Raw genomic sequence first — 15,712 nt, 5'->3', positions numbered from 1 at the left:
GGACAGCGGATCAGGCGGACGGCGGATCAGGCGGAAAGCCGATCCAGACTGAGGGGGACGAACCGTGAGCGATATCCCAGGCGGAGCGATGGCCAGCCGTCCGGTCCATTTCTTCTGGATACTGGACACCTCGTATTCCATGGGGGTCAACGGAAAGATCGGCGCGCTCAACTTCGCCATCAAGGAAGCCCTGCCCGAGATGCGGGCGGTGGCCAAGGACAATCCGGCGGCCTCGCTGATGGTGCGGGCCCTCACCTTCTCCACCAGCGCGCGCTGGCAGCAGCCGACCTCCACACCGGTGGACGACTTCCACTGGCAGGACGTCCAGCCGGACGGCATCACCAATCTCGGTGAGGCGCTCAAGCTGGTCGCCCGTGAGCTGGAGATGCCGCCCATGCCGGAGCGGGCCCTGAAGCCCGTCCTCGCACTGGTCTCGGACGGGCAGCCCACCGACGACTGGCGCTCCGGCCTCAGAGCGGTCGACGCCACGCCCTGGGGCAAGCGCGCCGTGCGGGTCTCGATCGGCATCGGCGAGGACGTCGACCGGGCCATGCTCAAGGAGTTCCTCGCCAACCCGGAGCTGGAGCCGTTCGACGCCAACAGCCCCAAGCAGCTGGCCGCCGCCATCCGCTGGGCGTCAACGGTGGCCGTCAAGGCGGCCTCCACCCCGGTCGCGGCCGCGGCCGACGCCAAGACGCTGGGCGGCGGGTACGCGCCCTACGCCCCGCCCACCGTGACGACGGCCGACGACGATGACGACGTGTGGTGACCGTGCCCGGCGCGGCTGAAGCGACCGGCTTGTCCTCGGGTGACCACTGGCGGATCCACTGCGAACACGTGATGGGCCCGCACAAGAAGAACTACCAGGACGACGCCTCCGCCGAGCTGGTCCCCGGCCGGGACGCCGCGGTGCTCGCGGTCGCCGACGGACACGGCTCCGCCGCCCACGCCTACAGCCATGTGGGCGCCCAGTACGCGGTGAAGATCTTCATCCGGCTGGGCAAGGAGTTCGCGGAGCGGGCCCTGCGCTCACTGCCCCTGCCCCGGCTCAAGGCCGACGCCGAGGACCGGATGCCCCGCGAGCTGGTCCGGTCCTGGCAGCACGAGGTCCTGGAGCACGCCCGGCGCAAGGCCGGCGGGCCGGACTCCACGCCGCCCGCCGCGGAAGGAGTGCGGCAACAGGATCTGGTGCCGTACGGGACGACGCTGATCGGCGCCGTCATCACCCCGGGGCTGCTGGTGGGCTGGCAGCTCGGGGACGGCGAGCTGGCGGTGGTCGACCCGCGGGGGAAGATCCGGCTGCCGCTCGATTCCGGCCTGCCGGAACTGGGCGACGAGACGGACTCGTTGTGCAGCCGGCAGGCCTGGGACCTGATGCGGGTGCACTGGTCCCCGATCACCGCGGCGGACAGTTCACCCGCGCTGGTGCTGCTGTCGACGGACGGGCTCTCCAAGAGCTTCGTGGACCGCCAGGGCTTCCAGGACTTCGTCCGGGGCACCTATGAACGGCTGCGGGAGCAGGGCCCCTCGGCGGTCGCGGACGATCTGCCCAAGTGGCTGGCCCAGGCGGCGAAGTACTCGGGCGACGACACGACGGTGGCCGCGGCCTGGCGGGCGGCGACCGGCCCGAGCGGCACCTCGGCGAGCACCTGGACCGGTACGGAGGAAGAATGACGAACGGCATGCTCCCCCCTGGCACCACGCTCACCGACGAGGACGGCGGGGGCGTGATGATCGACGTTCTCCTGGGCTCAGGAGGCCAGGGAGAGGTGTACCGGGTGCGCACCCCCGCCGGGGAGCGTGCCCTCAAGTGGTACTACCCCGGCTGCGCCACCGATCAGCAACTGCAGATCGTGGAGGACCTGGTGGGCCGCGGCTTCACCGACGAGCGGTTCCTCTGGCCCCAGCAGGTCGTTCAGGACAACGCCGGGGGCTTCGGCTATCTGATGGACCTGCGCCCGGACCGCTTCCGGGGCCTGCCGGAGCTCTTCCGCCGCCAAGTGAGCGTCCAGTACCAGGAGTTGGTCACCGCCGGGATCCACATGGTGGAGGCGTACAAGGCCCTGCACTCCAGAGGCGTCGCCTACCGCGACATCTCCTGGGGCAACATCTTCTTCGACCCGGCCACCGGGGACGTACTGGTCTGCGACAACGACAACGCGGTGGTGGAGGGGGCAGTGTCGGGCATCGCCGGCACGATGGAGTTCATGGCCCCGGAGCTGGTGCGCGGCGACGACGGCGCGACGCCCAGCACTCAGACGGACCTGCACTCCCTGGCCGTACTGCTCTTCATGCTGCTGATGAACCATCACCCCCTCAAGGGCATCGCGGAGTTGCGGATCCGCTGTCTGGACGAGGCCGCCGAGAAGAAGCTGTACGGCACGAATCCGGTGTTCGTCTTCGATCCCGCCGATCAGTCCAACCGCCCTGACGCGCACGAGCAGACCACCGTGCTGGCCACCTGGGGCGTCGCGCCTCCCGCCCTGCAGGATCTGTTCGTGCACAGTTTCACGGAGGGGCTCAGGGAGCCGTCCCGGCGGGTGCGCGAGTCGCAGTGGCGGGAGACGCTGAGCAAGATCCGCGACACCATCGTGATCTGCGCCGACTGCGGCCGGCAGAACATGACCGAGCCCGACGCCCAGACCGCCCCCACCTGCTGGAGCTGCGGAAAGACCCTGGTCATGCCCGCCCGGCTGGTGGTCACCACCGCGCATCCGCGCACCGTCCGCACGGTTCGGCTCGGCCGGGACGCCCGTCTCTACGGGCATCATCTGGAGGCTGAGCCCAAGCGCCACGACTACTCCACCAACGCGGTCATCGCGGAGCTGTCGGAGAACCCGAAGCGCCCCGGCCAGTTCGGGCTGACCAACCGCTCCCAGGAGGTCTGGCACGCCCGCCGTACGGACGGCACGGCGCAGGAGGTCGAACCCGGCCGCTCGGTGTCGCTGCGGCCGGGGCTCGGGGTGGATCTGGGCGGCGGGGTGGAGGCCGTGGTGCACTCGTCCTGAGGACGAGGCGGCGGGGTGGAGGCGTGGTGCACTCGTCCTGAGGGACGGCCGGTCCGGTGTCTGTGGCCCAACCATCCCTGAACCGGGCCGTGTTGGGTCGGTTCAGCCGCCGAGGGCGCGCATGATGCCCTCGGAAAGGACCAGCGCGCTGCTGCCGGTGCCGACGCCCAGGCTCACGGTGTTGAGCCAGGCCCGGATCCTGCCGTGGTCGGGCGGCTCGTTGCTCGCCTCGGCGCGGGCCAGTTCGGCGCGCACCGCTTCGGCCTCGGGCGGCGCCGACGGGCCGAGTTCGCGGACGAGGTCGGTGGCCAGCCGCAGCGCTTCGGCGGTCGAAGTCCCGCTGTTGTAGACGGTGTTGTGCTGGACGGTGTGGTCGCCCGCCTGGACCGGGCCGGTGATGGGGCCGTTGAAGTTGAAGTTGCTGCTCATGGGTGCTGCCTCCTCGGGGAGTTGCTCACGGACGGCCGGGCGGGCCCTGCTGGCCTCCGCCGCCCTGCGCGGGACCGGGCGGGGGCGTGTGCTGCTGGTGGTTGACCTGCTGAAGGTGGTTGCCGAACTGCGCGGGGCCGGTGATCGGGCCCGCGAAGTTGTAGGTCTGCGCGTTGACGATCCGCTTCTCGGTCTCCTCGAAGTCGGAGGTGTCGACGTGGTGTTCCCTGAGAAAGGCACCGGTGGCCAGGAGCACGCCCTGCTCCAGCCGCTTGAAGTAGTGGGAGGTGTCGCGCCGTTCGATGTACCCCATGCGGTCCCAGTCCGCGATCGCCTCGCGCAGCCCGTTCTCCGCGCCGTAGTCCCAGTCCGTCCGGCCCTTGCGGATCTCCTTGCGGACCTGGCTCAGCAGGCGGGCCTTGCGGCGCAGCCGAGCACCCTCGCCGTTCAGTCGCCCCAGAGCGCCGAACAGTGTGTGCCGGAAGCCGCGGTTGACCGTGCGGACGGTGTCCCACCACAGCCGTACGGGGCCGGTCGGCAGGTACTCCACCGCGTCGAAGCGCTCGGACAGCGGCGGTATCACATACGCGGTGACCTCCCACGTCAGACGGGGCATCAGCAGGTGCGCCCGCAGATGCATGGTCACCACCACCCGCCCGCCCGGTCCCAGCATGCGCAGACACAGATACGTCTCCGCGCCCGCGCCCGTCTGCACCGTCCCGCTCTTCACCAGTTGCTTGGGCACGACGACGACCGGCGGACGGGTGGCGTCCGGCAGCACGTCCTTCCCCAGGTACGACACGTGCAGCCCGCGGACGTACAGCCGATTGCGGGCGTGGAGTGTCTCAAGGCCCACGATCTTGGGCATCTCGACGGCCAGGTAGTGGTGCAGATCGGCGGCGTCGAACGGGATGATCTGCTTGTCCCGGCCCTGGTCGTCCTTGGCCGGACGGCTCACGTCGACCGCGTCCCAGACCGACTCGGTGATCCGCCAGCCGCTCCCCACGAAGGGATTGATCCTCTCCACCGCGGCGTGGTACGCGACGAAGTTCGCCCGCTTCATGGACTCCAGCCGCTGCTCCACCTCCGGGTCGAGCGGCGGCGCCAGGTCCATCGCGGGGGCTCCTTCCCGTCCCAGCAGCAGTGCCGCGCGCCGTGCCCCCAACTCGGACCCGTGGGCCACCCACCAGGCGGCCACCAGCGTCACGACGGCCACCACGGCCGAGGCCGCGGCCATGCCCTGGCTACCGGCGACGACCTGCCACAGCGCCACCGCCGTCGCCGCCGGCAGTGCTATCGCCGCCACGGCCAGCGCCTGGTCCCGGCGCCGCCACCGGGCGATGGCCTGCCGCGTATGCCGTATCAGCGCGACCAGGTTGATCCCCTGCGGCAGCGCCACCGCCTGGAGCCCGTCCTCCACGTACTCCTCCCACACCGCCCGTGCGAGGACCTCGTCGAGGTGGACCGTGGCGCACAGCCGGCGGGTCACAAGATCCGTACGGTACTTCGGCAAGGGCGTGAGACTGGCACTGGTGAGCGGCATACGTTCCCCCCGGCGGCTGCCCAGCACATCCCGGTATCCGGTGTTGTGCGCTGCCTCCACGGTAGGGCTTGCGCAGGTCGCGGGGCGGCACTTCGCTCAACTCCCGTCCTGCCGTTTGTCGTTGTCCCCTCCTCCGCCGTTTCCTGGGTTCGGGTGATGGTATGCGCCGTACAATCCGCTCAGCGCGATGGCGACCGTGGAGAGCGAATTCGGGGTCACTCCCAACGCGATGAACGCTAGGCCGGCAGCCAGGACCGCGAGGAAGACGATCAATTCGGTGCGGCGATGCATGGTGGGCCTTTCGACGGGACTTCGGAAGTCCCAGTTCACCGCGCCAAAGAGATGTTGCGTGAGGCATCAAATAGTTCACCTTGATGCCTCATCATCGGGGGAAAGGCGGGGGCCGGGCGTGCGGCAGTTCAAAGAACTGAGCGAGGACCTTTCGGCGGAGAACCGGGCGCTAGCCGAAGCACTGCGGGAGCTGCACCGCCTCCTCGACGAGTCACTGAACTCGTATTCGACTCGAACTTCGTGCGACAAGGGCGCCATGTCGCTCTACCTCGCGGGAAAGCGGATTCCCCCTTGGGATTGGATCTCAGAACTTCACCAGGAGGCCCTCAAGAAGACAGCGGACACATCCGTGGTGACAGCCGAGACGGCGACTCTGCGGGACATCCATGACGCGGCGCTCGAGGCAAGCCCGAGCACGTATCACCAAGTCATCTGGCTGAAAAGGAAATCCAAGTCGCGCGAACTGTTGTTACGCCCTCCACAACATCCCGAGGAACCGCAGCAACGGCGTCCGGAACCAGCCCATTCAGAACCTCTCCCCGTGCCCTGGCGCCTCGCTCAGGTCTCGGCGGAGATCGAGCACGGGCTGCACGGGGAGCGACTGCCCGAACACATCAGAGAACTCCAGGCACTTGAGCGGCATGCGGAAGCGCAGGAATTACTGGCCGTGGCGGCCCGGCGTCCCGTCCCCCAAGCTCTGCACGCGCTGCGCTGCTTGGAGCAGGAGGGGCTCACCTGGGAGGCGAACTTCCTGGTCGGCTTCGCCGCGGCCCGGCCTCCGCGGGACGCCGCGAGGATGGCGGAGACGCTGCTCGGCAGCGAGAATCGCAGCAACGAGCACTTGTTGAAGAATTTCCTCTCCGCGATGTCACGTCGGGAGCCCACGGTGGTCGCCGAAGCGGCACAGCAGCTGGCGATCGTCGACCGAGCGCGGGGTGATGGCCGCCTGCTCTGGTGGGAACTGCTGTCCGTGGCCGGCGACCGGCCGGTGGAGGACATGGCCGACGTCATCGCCGCACTGGGCAGGACGAGCCTGGAACAGGACGGCGTACGTGCGGTGTTCTCGGGAAACTCCTGCCGCAGAAGGGACCGCTGCTCGAAGACGGCGAGGCTGCTGCGTCTCCTCGAAGACAGAGGGTGTACGTCGCAGCAGGAAACGGTCATTCAGGAGGTCGTCAAGCCGCGCATCGGAATCGACCAGGTCGTCGGGCTCGTCAACGCCCTGTACGAGGTTCGGTTGCGTCCTCTGGCCAAGGGGCTGGGGCCACGGGCAGTCCGCGCCCGCGGTGAGGCGAGGTGGCGCGACAAGCTGGCCCGAGCCCTCCGCCGCGCCGGCCTGACGGCCGAGGCCGAACTCGTCCGGCAGGCGCCGCTCGCCTGAAAGGCCGGCCACGACTGCTCGCGGTGGCGGAGTCAGGTCACCAGGAGGTGCGGGTAGGCGACGGCTGCGCCGGAAACACAGGGTCGCCGCCGAACGGTGTGGGCACCGACGCGTCCGGGTCGCCCTGGCCGAGCATCATGTCGGGGTCGAACATGACGATCACGGCGGCTACCAGGAGTACGAGGAGCGGGCCGGCGAGCATGACCAGGAGGAACGCGATCAGGTCGGCCGAGGACTGCGAGGACTCGGTCTGGTGGGTGAGGTGGACGGAGACCGCGGCCATGCCCGTGTAGTGCATACCGGTCACGGCCACGCCCATGACCAGGCTCGCACCCAGGCTCGCCCACAGCGCGTGGATGGAGACCGCCGCCCACAGGGCCGCGGTGGCGGCCGCGATGGCGATCACGACGGACAGCAACACGGTCGGCGCGTCGTAGTGGAGGGTTCCGTTCGTCTGGATGGCGGCCATCCCGAGGTAGTGCATGGCTGCCACTCCGAGCCCGGTGAGCACGCCCGCCACACCCAGGTTCAGCGGCGAGCCGCCTCGGTAGCCGACGAGGAACACGCCCACGGCGACCACCGCGATCGCCACGAAGAGGCTCAGGAGCGTCTTCGTGGCGTCGTAACCGACCAGCGCACCCTGGACGCTGAAACCGATCATGGCGATGAAGTGCATGGTCCATATGCCGCAGCCGATCGACACCGCGCCCAGCGCCAGCCAGCGTGCCCTGTACCGCGGGCGCCGCAGTGAGCGCGTCGTGCACCGCAGCCCGAGGGCAGCCCCCAGGCACGCCATCAGATAGGCGGCGACGGGGGTCGCGGCGCCGTAGTAGAAGTCGGAGACGGTGGCTGCGGCGGTAGCGGTCATGGAGGGTTCCCTTCACGTACGTGACGGCAGGCGGCACCGCAGTCGCGGTGTGCCGGCACGGTGACGTGACGCACGCTCCCGTCCGGCGGTCCGCGGACGTTGCCGGGCCGCGCCGGGCGCGGGCCTCCGGTCGGGAGGGTCGCGGGGACAGGGGGTGCGCTACGGCAGGAGCGCGTGCGGATCGACCGCTCCCGCCCCTGCAGCACGTTCGTACCGGCTCGGCCGGGCGGCCCCGCACAAGCGCACGGACGTCCTGCCGACGGGCGACAGGACACGGGGGACCGAGCGGTCGATTTCAAGCCACCAGGCCGAGCTGTGCATGATTCAAGCACGTGTTTCACACATTTCCTGCACAACCTGGATAGGTGTTAGCCGAATCGATACATCACCACCACTGCCCACAAAGCCCACCAGCAATGGGAGTTCAGTGGCCGGCGCGTCGAAGGCCTGCTTCGCAGGGACCCGCGCTTCGCCCGTCTGTGGTTCAACGGCACTGCCGACCCCTATGGCGAGTTCCGGCCGTGCGGGCGGGGACCGTTCAGCGCGGAATCACCCAGCCCGGTGCCCAGGTCCCGGCGGCGTCGTGACCGGTTGCTGTGGCAGCGAGGTGGGCGCGGAGGGTGGCCAGCGCCGGGTGGGGGTTGTCGCGGTGCCACAGGAGCGAGTGCGGGTAGACGGGCGTCGGGTCGGTCACCGGGATGCGGCGCAGGCCGTGGTCGGCGGGCCAGATGAGGCGGGTGTGCTCGCCCATGAAGGTGGCGAGGGCCGGGGTGTCGGCGATGGTGTCGAGGAGCGCGTCGGAGCCGAAGTTGGGGCCGGTCGCCTCGATGGTGAGACCGAACTCGGCGACGAGGTCGTCGTAGTAGGCGCCCCATTCGGTACCGGGGACGATGCCGGGCATCCAGATGCGGTGCCCGGCTAGCTGGGCGACGGTCACCGACCGGGCGCCCGCCAGGGCGTGGGCCGGGCCGGTGAGGAGCTGGAGCGGCTCGTCGAGCACCCGGACGGACTCGATGCCCTCGGGAAGGGGCCGGCCTGGGGCGGCGACTGCGCGGAAGGACGCGTCGATCGCACCGGACCGGATGGCGGCGACGGCCGTCTCGATGTCGAGCAGCATCACCACGTCGAGGTCGATCTCGGGGTGTGCGCGATGGAAGCCGCGCATCAGGCCCGACTGCGCGCCGCGCGAAGCGATCACGTCGACGCGTAGCGGGCGGCGGCCGGGGCGCACGGACGCGACCGCGCGCTCGTCGACGCGCAGCAGCTCGCGCGCGTGGGGCAGGAACGCCTGCCCGTCGATGGTGAGCTCGGCGCCGCGGGGGGCGCGGGTGAACAACCGCACGCCGAGGGTGCGCTCCAGCGCGGCGATGCGCTTGGAGACGGCCTGCTGGGTGACCGACAGATCGGCAGCGGCTTTCTGGAACTGCCCCGCGTCCGCAACGGCAACGAAGGTACGTACTGCTTCGAGGTCCACGCCGATCCACCCTAGTGAACAACGGCTGGTTGTGAGTCCGTGGCCTGGCAGTTGTTTGACCTGCTGTTGTGCTGCTCGCTTAGCTCTCTCCGGTCAACGTCGGTTTGTTCGGGTGGGACATCGAGGGGGCGCGCTGAGCATGGTGGGCAGGAGACCGTTGGGCCGGCGGTTCGGCTGGCTGTGGGCGGCATACGCGGTGAGCGCCTACGGGTCCGGGCTGGGGTTCGGCGCACTCCCGCTGATCGCCGTGCTGGCGTTGCACGCCAGTCCCGCCGAGGTGTCCGCGCTGTCCGCGGTGGGGCCCGCGGTGGGCGCGCTGATCGCGCTGCCACTCGCCCCGTGGGTGGAGTTTCGGCGCAAGCGGCCGGTCATGATCGCGATGGACCTGACCCGGTTCGCGGCCATCGCGACGATCCCGGTCGCCTACGCCTTCGGACGGCTCAGTTTCGTCCAACTGCTCGTGACCTCGGCCGTGGTCGCCGCAGCCAAGATCGCCTTCAACGCGGCCGCCGGCGCCTACCTCAAGTCCCTCGTCCCGCCGGATGACCTGCTCATCGCCAACGCGCGGTTCGAGTCCACGAACTGGAGCTCCATCGCGGTCGGACCACCGCTCGGCGGGGCGGCGATCGGCCTGTTCGGGCCGGTCACCACCGTGGTGGCCGACGCGCTCAGTCACCTGCTCTCCGCGCTGGGCATCACCGCGATCCGCGACCGAGAAGAAGCGCCGCGAACGACCGACAAGAGCCCGCTGCGGGCGGGCGCACTGCTCGACGGCTGGCGACACATCATGGGCCACCCCGGCCTGCGGCGGCTCTACCTCAACAACATGCTCGTCGCCGGTCTGATCATGGCCACCGAGCCGTTGCTGGCCGTACTCCTGCTTCGCCAACTCGGTTTCCCACCCTGGCAGTACGGCCTCGCCTTCGCCGCCCCCTGCGTCGGCGGACTCATCGGCTCCCGACTGGCCCACCGCGTCGTGACCCGCTACGGCCGGCACGCGGTCTTCCGCACCGTCGGCACCCTGCGCGCCATCTGGCTGATCGGCCTGGCCTTCGTCCAGCCCGGCATCGTCGGCCTCGTCACCGTGATCGCCGTCGAACTGGCGATCATCGTCAACATGAGCCTGTACACCCCGGTGCTCGCCACCTACCGGCTCGAACACACCCCCAGGCATCTCGTCGCCCGCACCCTGTCGGCCTGGTCGATCGGCCAGCAGGCGTCCATCGCCATCCTCACCGCACTAGCCGGTCTGCTCGGCGACGTCACCAGCCCACGCACCGCTCTCACGGTCGCGGGACTACTCATTCTGACCACCCCGCTCCTACTGCCCCGCCCCGACCAGACGTCGCAGCAGGAACCGGGACTGTCCCGCAGCCACTCATGAAGCCCCGCAACCCGCCGCTGAAGCCCGCGGACCTCAGCCGGCCCGCCGGTACCCGTCCGCGGCGACCAGGCGCACACCACCAGCAATGTCTAGTAGCCCAAGTGGTGGATGACGCTTCGAAGTTCGTCGAGCGCTTCCTGGCGCCTGCCGGTGGTGATCCCCGTGACGACGAGGCCGCGCACGGTCCAGACGAGTGCCTGGGCACGGGCGCGTGCGGCCTCGTGCGGGAGGCCGTCGCGCTCGCCCAGGGTGGTGAACAGGGTGGTCCAGTCCTCCAGGGAGTCGAGGAACTCGCGGTAGGAGTCGGGGTCTTGGACGGCGAGGCCGAGGACGTAGAAGAAGGCGCTGATCCTCGGGCCTTGGGCGGGGTCGAGGTAGAAGCCTTCGAGTAGTCGCAGGGCGTCCTCGTAGGTGCCCTCGGCGGAGACGGCGCGCAGGGCCGTCTGCTCCTGCTGGCGCAGTTCGCTGAGGAGGGCGGCGAGAAACCCGTCGCGGGAACCGAAGTGGTGGATGAGCATGCGATGGCTGGTGCCGAGGTGTTCGGCGAGCTTGCGCAGCGTCAGGTCGCTGAGCCGGCCTCCCCGTTCCGCCAGCAGATCCTGGCCTTTGCGGAGTAGTTTCGCGCGGGGCGTCTCGTCGCTCATGTCCCTCTCTGACCGTTCCGGCGGGCCAGTCTAACCGAGGGTTTCGACGGGCTTGCCCAGCCAGGTGAGGGCGGCGACGACCAGGGTCTCGACGCCCGTGGTGAGGGTGGGTTCGAGGACCGGGGCGAAGCGCGGTGAGTGGTTGGTGGGCAGCTGGTCGAACCGGCCGTCGCGGAGCGCGGCGGTGACCGTGTCCGCGTCCAGTCCGCCCCAGAACCAGAACACCGTGGGGGCGCCTGCGGCTTCGCCCAGTACGCCGATGTCCTCGCCCGCGGTGAGGGGCGGCAAGGGAAACAGCCGCTGCTCGCCGAAGTGTTCGGCGAAGGCCGCCACGGTGGTCTCCGTGGCGTTCGGGTCACTGATCAGCGGAGGGACGGCGATCGTCCATTCCAGCTCGGGCGGACGGGGCGCGGCGCTGGCGGTGGCCTCGCTGCGGATGATCCGCTCGATCGCTTCATGGACCAGCGTGCGGGTCCGGGCGGAGTAGGTGCGGACGTTGATGCCCAGTTCCGCGGTGTCGGGGATGATGTTGTCCTTGGTCCCGGCCTGGAGCCGCCCCACGGTGACCACGGCGGACTCGGAGGGCGGGACCTCGCGCCCGACGATGCCCTGGAGCCGGGTGACGACGTGCGCCGCCATCAGGACCGGGTCGACGGTCGCCTCCGGGCGGGATCCGTGTCCGCCCCGGCCGTGCAGGACGACCTTCGCGGAGTCCCCGGCGGCCATGATCGGCCCCGAGGCATGTCCGATGGTGCCGGCGGGCAGCGGGCCGACGTGCTGGCCGAGCACGATGTCCGGCTTGGGGAACCGGCGGAACAGCCCGTCGTCGACCATGTCCCGTGCTCCGCGCCCGAGTTCCTCGGCCGGCTGGAAGACGACGAGCAGCGTCCCGGACCAGCTGCCGGGGTCGCGGGCCAGCAAAGTCGCGGCACCGAGCAGACAGGTGGTGTGCATGTCGTGGCCGCAGGCGTGCATCACCGGCACTTCCTGTCCGTCGGTGTCGGTGGCCCTAGCGGTGCTCGCATACGGCAGGCCGGTCTCCTCCTCCACCGGAAGCGCATCGAGGTCGGCGCGTACCAGCACCACCGGCCCGTCTCCGTTGCGCAGTACTCCCACCACGCCCGTCCCGCCGACCTGCTCCGTCACGTCGAAGCCGAGAGGCCGCAGGGCGCTCGCCACGAGCCCCGCGGTGCGGTGCTCCTGCAGGGACAGCTCAGGGTGCTCGTGCAGGTCCCGGTAGAAGTCCGCGAGTTCGGAGACCAGCTGGTCGAGACCGGTCCATACGGTGCCTGTCAAGGGAGTCGCTCCTTCGCCCGGAAAATTCAGTTGTTCCAATGGTACACACGTGATGTTCCAATGGTACATTGCCGGGAACGTGAACAGCCGAAAGACGTCGGCGGCCACCCCAGGCCGATGTCGGCCATCCGGTCCCGAGGCAACCCACCGTCCCTCGCGACCGTCCACGCGGAGCCTCTGATCACCTACGCCGCGGCCCGGCTCCCGCTGGTCCCGCCCGGCAACACCACGCCCAGGAGAGGAGCGCACGTGCTCCACCATCAGGAAGTCGGTCAAGGCCCCCTGGCCGTGCTGCTGCACGGCCTGACAGAGAACGGCACGGCCTGGGACCCCGTCATCGGGCCGCTCGCCACGACCCATCGGGTCCTCACCCTCGACCTGCGCGGTCACGGACGCTCACCCGCGCAGCCGCCGTACGACATGCTGACCCTCGCCGAGGACGTCCACGCCACCCTGGACGCCGTGGCACCCCAGGAACCGCCGCTGATCATCGGGCACTCCCTCGGGGCAATGGTCGCCACCGTGTACGCCGCCATGCATCCGGTACGCGCGGTGGTGAACGTCGACCAGTCGCTCGACCTCGCGTCCATGCAGCGGACGGTGCTGGACATGCTGCCGAGGCTGCGAACGGCGGAGTTCACCAACGCACTCGACGAGATGTTCACGCAGTTCGAGGCCGGCGCACTCTCCCCGGCCGAGTCCGCACGCCTCTACGACCTCCGTCGCTACGACCGCGACGTCGTCCTGGGGATCTGGGGCGGAGATCTAGAGCAAGCCGGCCCGGCCGAACTCACGGAACTCGCGGCCGGGTTGCTCGGCGCGATCAACGCGCCCTACCTGGCGCTGCACGGCACCGAGCCGGGTCCCGAATACCGGACCTGGCTGGCCGGAACCGGTCCGACCGTCACCGTCGAGGCATGGCTCGGCACCGGCCATTACCCGCACCTGGTGCACCCGCAACACTTCGTCAACCTCGTGCGACGCGTGGACATGGAACACCGGACCGCGACACATCGGTGAACCCGCGTGACCGGGCTCGACGCCACGGCCCAGCCCTGAGCTCCCCCTGAAACCCACGAGGTTCGCAAGGCGACGGAGCCCACTGGCCGCCAACCCCCTCGGGCCGCTTCGGCGGCGAAGCTCCGACCACTTCAGGAGACGCTGGTGTCAGAGGTATACATAACGGTTCTGCTCCCGGTGGCGATCGTCATCACGATGTTCGGTCTTGGACTGACCCTGACCACGGCCGATCTGGCGCGGGTCTTCCAGGCTCCCAAGGCCGCCGTCGTCTCGCTGTTCTGCCAGGTCCTCGTACTGCCCGCCATCGCCTTCGGCCTCACCGTCGCGTTCGGGCTCGCGCCGGAACTGGCGGTCGGGATGATGCTGCTGGCGGCGTCGCCCGGTGGCCCCTCGGCGAGCCTCTTCAGTCATCTGGCCGGCGGTGACGTGGCGCTCAACATCGCCGTGACCGCGATCAACTCAGTCATCGCGATGGTGACCTTCCCCGTCATCGCCCAGGTGTCGATGGCCCACTTCCTGGGCGAGGGCCGCTCGATCGGGCTGCCGGCGGACAAGCTGATCCAGGTCGTCGTGACCGTGGTGATCCCGGTCGTCGTCGGCATGTGGGTGCACCACCGGTACACCGCGTGGGCCGAGCGCATGCGGGGTCCGGTCAAGGTCGGATCGGTCATCGTCCTGGTGGCGGTCATCATCGGCGCGGTGTCGCAGCAGTACGACGTCCTGCTGGACAACGCGGGCACGCTCACCGTCATCACTCTGCTGTTCTGCCTGTGCAGCCTGACCATCGGCTACTTCGTGCCGCGGCTGTTCCGGGTGGGTCTTGAGCAGGCCATCGCCTCGGCCATGGAGATCGGGATCCACAACGCGGTGCTCGCGATCACCGTGGCGATCACGGTGCTGGACAACCCGACGATGGCCATCCCGCCCGCGGTGTACGGCATCTTGATGTACTTCCCCGTCGCGTTGGTCGCGTACGGGTTCGCCCGAAGAGCGGGCGTCGCGAATCTCGAAGGCGTGTCCGACTGACATAGCCACGCACATGCCATAGAGCGCGCCATTCTCGGCCACCACCCCACCCGTCGAGCGATGGCCTCCGTCACGGCCGACACGATCTGCGGCAGCTGTGGCGTCACGCTCAACGCCTGCCATCAGGCGTTGTACGCGGACCTGGCTCCAGCAAGGGCAATCCCCACACCCCGTCCACCGGATGAACCCGCGTGGCGGAAAAGCGCCCTTGTGTCGACCGATCAGTCGGTCGAACTCCCCACGGCGTTTGTCAGGGGCACGGCTTATCCGGATCCAGACCGCCCCTGCTGCGCCTCACGGGCCCCGACCCCGCGCGGGCCCACCACTTCCCCTCGGAGGAACGAAACGTGAGAATCAAACGCACCACCCCTCGCAACGGCACGGCGGGACGAACCCGGCTGATCGCCGTAGGCACCGGACTCGTGGCCGCGGCAGCGTTCACCGTCCCCAGCGCGAACGCGGCCGACGTCCAGGCCTTCAGCGCCACCGAGCTGAACACGGTGCAGGAGTCGGTACTCGAGTCCGACATCGCCGGTACCGCCTGGGCCGTCGACCCCGAGACGAACCGCGTGCTCGTCACCGTCGACAGCACGGTCTCCGACGCCGAGATCGCGCAGATCAAGGAGGACGCGGGCAGCAACGCCGATGCCCTCACGATCGAGCACACCTCGGGCGAGTTCAAGCCCTTCATCGCGGGCGGCGACGCCGTCTACGGAACCGGCCTCCGCTGTTCGCTCGGCTTCAACGTCATCAAGGCCGGCGTCACCTACTTCCTGACCGCGGGCCACTGCGGCGAGGCCGTCTCGACCTGGTACTCCGACTCCGGTCTGACTGCCGCGCTGGGCACGACCGTCGGCTACACCTGGCCGATCAACGACTACGCGCTGGTCCGCTACACCAACCCGTTCGTCTTCAAGCCCGGAATAGCGGGCAACACCAACATCGTCAGTTCCGGCAACGCCACCGTCGGCCAGGCGGTGATCAGTGACGGCTCCACCAGCGGCAGGCGCACCGGCACCGTGACCGCCGTCAACGCCTCCATCAACTACGGCGGCGGATTCGTGCTCTACGACTTGATCCAGACCGACATCTGCGGTGGGGTCGGCGACTCCGGCGGCCCCCTCTACACCGCCGGCGGCGTCGCGCTCGGCCTGACCCACGGCGGCACCGGTGACTGCACCTCGGGCGGCACCACCTTCTTCCAGCCCGTGACCGAAGCCCTCAGCGCCTACGGCGTCAGCGTCTACTGACCGGCACGCGTCGGATCGGCATCCGCACGGCTCGGCCTGCGGCAGGCAGTCGGCGAGCCCCCGCACGCAAGTGACGTGTGGGGGCTCGTCGTTACCCG

Annotated in this window: 14 protein-coding genes; 8 read left to right on the top strand and 6 right to left on the bottom strand. The window is 69.6% G+C overall.

The genetic code is table 11. The features are described from left to right. The first annotated feature begins 88 nt into the window (after positions 1-88). Genes OG219_RS40300 through OG219_RS40290 form a run of 3 tightly spaced genes read left to right on the top strand, consistent with a single transcriptional unit; the run spans position 89 to position 3,008 of the window. Positions 89-769, top strand: coding sequence for a VWA domain-containing protein (locus OG219_RS40300; RefSeq protein WP_266836397.1), 681 nt, complete (start codon positions 89-91; stop codon positions 767-769). Further along, positions 763-1,674, top strand: coding sequence for a PP2C family serine/threonine-protein phosphatase (locus OG219_RS40295; protein WP_266835235.1), 912 nt, complete (start codon positions 763-765; stop codon positions 1,672-1,674). Before OG219_RS40300 ends, OG219_RS40295 begins: the two co-directional genes overlap by 7 nt. Then, the gene (locus OG219_RS40290; RefSeq protein ID WP_266835233.1) at positions 1,671-3,008 is read left to right on the top strand and encodes a protein kinase; all 1,338 of its coding nucleotides are present in this window, start codon (positions 1,671-1,673) and stop codon (positions 3,006-3,008) included. Before OG219_RS40295 ends, OG219_RS40290 begins: the two co-directional genes overlap by 4 nt. Positions 3,009-3,110: 102 nt before the next feature. On the opposite strand, the gene OG219_RS40285 is transcribed toward OG219_RS40290, so the two are convergent. Beyond that, a complete protein-coding gene (locus OG219_RS40285; protein ID WP_266835231.1) occupies positions 3,111-3,437 on the bottom strand; it encodes a hypothetical protein in 327 nt (108 codons plus the stop codon). A 25-nt stretch (positions 3,438-3,462) separates the two neighbouring features. Then, positions 3,463-4,950, bottom strand: a complete 1,488-nt coding sequence (locus OG219_RS40280) for a hypothetical protein (protein ID WP_266835229.1) — start codon at positions 4,948-4,950, stop codon at positions 3,463-3,465. Positions 4,951-5,812: 862 nt separating this feature from the next. Between OG219_RS40280 and OG219_RS40275 the strand changes: the two genes are divergently transcribed. Then, the gene (locus tag OG219_RS40275; RefSeq protein ID WP_266835227.1) at positions 5,813-6,652 is read left to right on the top strand and encodes a hypothetical protein; all 840 of its coding nucleotides are present in this window, start codon (positions 5,813-5,815) and stop codon (positions 6,650-6,652) included. A gap of 37 nt (positions 6,653-6,689) precedes the next feature. Here OG219_RS40275 and OG219_RS40270 read toward each other — a convergent pair whose 3' ends face one another. Together OG219_RS40270 and OG219_RS40265 are read right to left on the bottom strand one after the other, a co-directional pair. Next, positions 6,690-7,520 carry an MHYT domain-containing protein gene (locus OG219_RS40270; protein WP_266835225.1) on the bottom strand — a complete coding sequence of 277 codons (831 nt, stop codon included), beginning with the start codon at positions 7,518-7,520 and terminating at the stop codon, positions 6,690-6,692. A 538-nt stretch (positions 7,521-8,058) separates the two neighbouring features. Then, a complete protein-coding gene (locus tag OG219_RS40265) occupies positions 8,059-8,994 on the bottom strand; it encodes a LysR family transcriptional regulator (protein WP_266835223.1) in 936 nt (311 codons plus the stop codon). Between the two features lie 139 nt (positions 8,995-9,133). Here OG219_RS40265 and OG219_RS40260 point away from each other — a divergent pair, with 139 nt between their 5' ends. Continuing rightward, positions 9,134-10,378: an MFS transporter gene (locus tag OG219_RS40260; protein ID WP_266835221.1), complete on the top strand. Its 1,245-nt coding sequence runs from the start codon at positions 9,134-9,136 to the stop codon at positions 10,376-10,378. A gap of 89 nt (positions 10,379-10,467) precedes the next feature. On the opposite strand, the gene OG219_RS40255 is transcribed toward OG219_RS40260, so the two are convergent. Next, the gene (locus tag OG219_RS40255) at positions 10,468-11,022 is read right to left on the bottom strand and encodes a TetR/AcrR family transcriptional regulator (RefSeq protein ID WP_266835219.1); all 555 of its coding nucleotides are present in this window, start codon (positions 11,020-11,022) and stop codon (positions 10,468-10,470) included. A 30-nt stretch (positions 11,023-11,052) separates the two neighbouring features. Further along, a complete protein-coding gene (locus OG219_RS40250) occupies positions 11,053-12,318 on the bottom strand; it encodes an amidohydrolase (RefSeq protein ID WP_266835217.1) in 1,266 nt (421 codons plus the stop codon). Between the two features lie 249 nt (positions 12,319-12,567). Here OG219_RS40250 and OG219_RS40245 point away from each other — a divergent pair, with 249 nt between their 5' ends. The 3 genes from OG219_RS40245 to OG219_RS40235 all read left to right on the top strand — a co-directional run bounded on the left by OG219_RS40245 (position 12,568) and on the right by OG219_RS40235 (position 15,614). Continuing rightward, positions 12,568-13,338 (top strand): alpha/beta fold hydrolase, encoded by a 771-nt coding sequence (locus OG219_RS40245; protein WP_266835215.1) that lies wholly within the window; start codon positions 12,568-12,570, stop codon positions 13,336-13,338. 144 nt (positions 13,339-13,482) lie between these two features. Next, positions 13,483-14,364 (top strand): bile acid:sodium symporter family protein, encoded by an 882-nt coding sequence (locus tag OG219_RS40240; RefSeq protein WP_266835213.1) that lies wholly within the window; start codon positions 13,483-13,485, stop codon positions 14,362-14,364. Positions 14,365-14,711: 347 nt separating this feature from the next. Beyond that, on the top strand, positions 14,712-15,614 hold the full coding sequence (locus OG219_RS40235) for a S1 family peptidase (RefSeq protein WP_266835211.1): 903 nt from the start codon (positions 14,712-14,714) through the stop codon (positions 15,612-15,614). Positions 15,615-15,712: the final 98 nt, after the last annotated feature.

It is taken from the genome of Streptomyces sp. NBC_00038 (assembly GCF_026343635.1).
Lineage (GTDB): Bacteria > Actinomycetota > Actinomycetes > Streptomycetales > Streptomycetaceae > Streptomyces.
The sequence above is the reverse complement of the archived record's forward strand: the minus strand, read 5'-3'. Positions and strand labels throughout refer to the sequence as shown.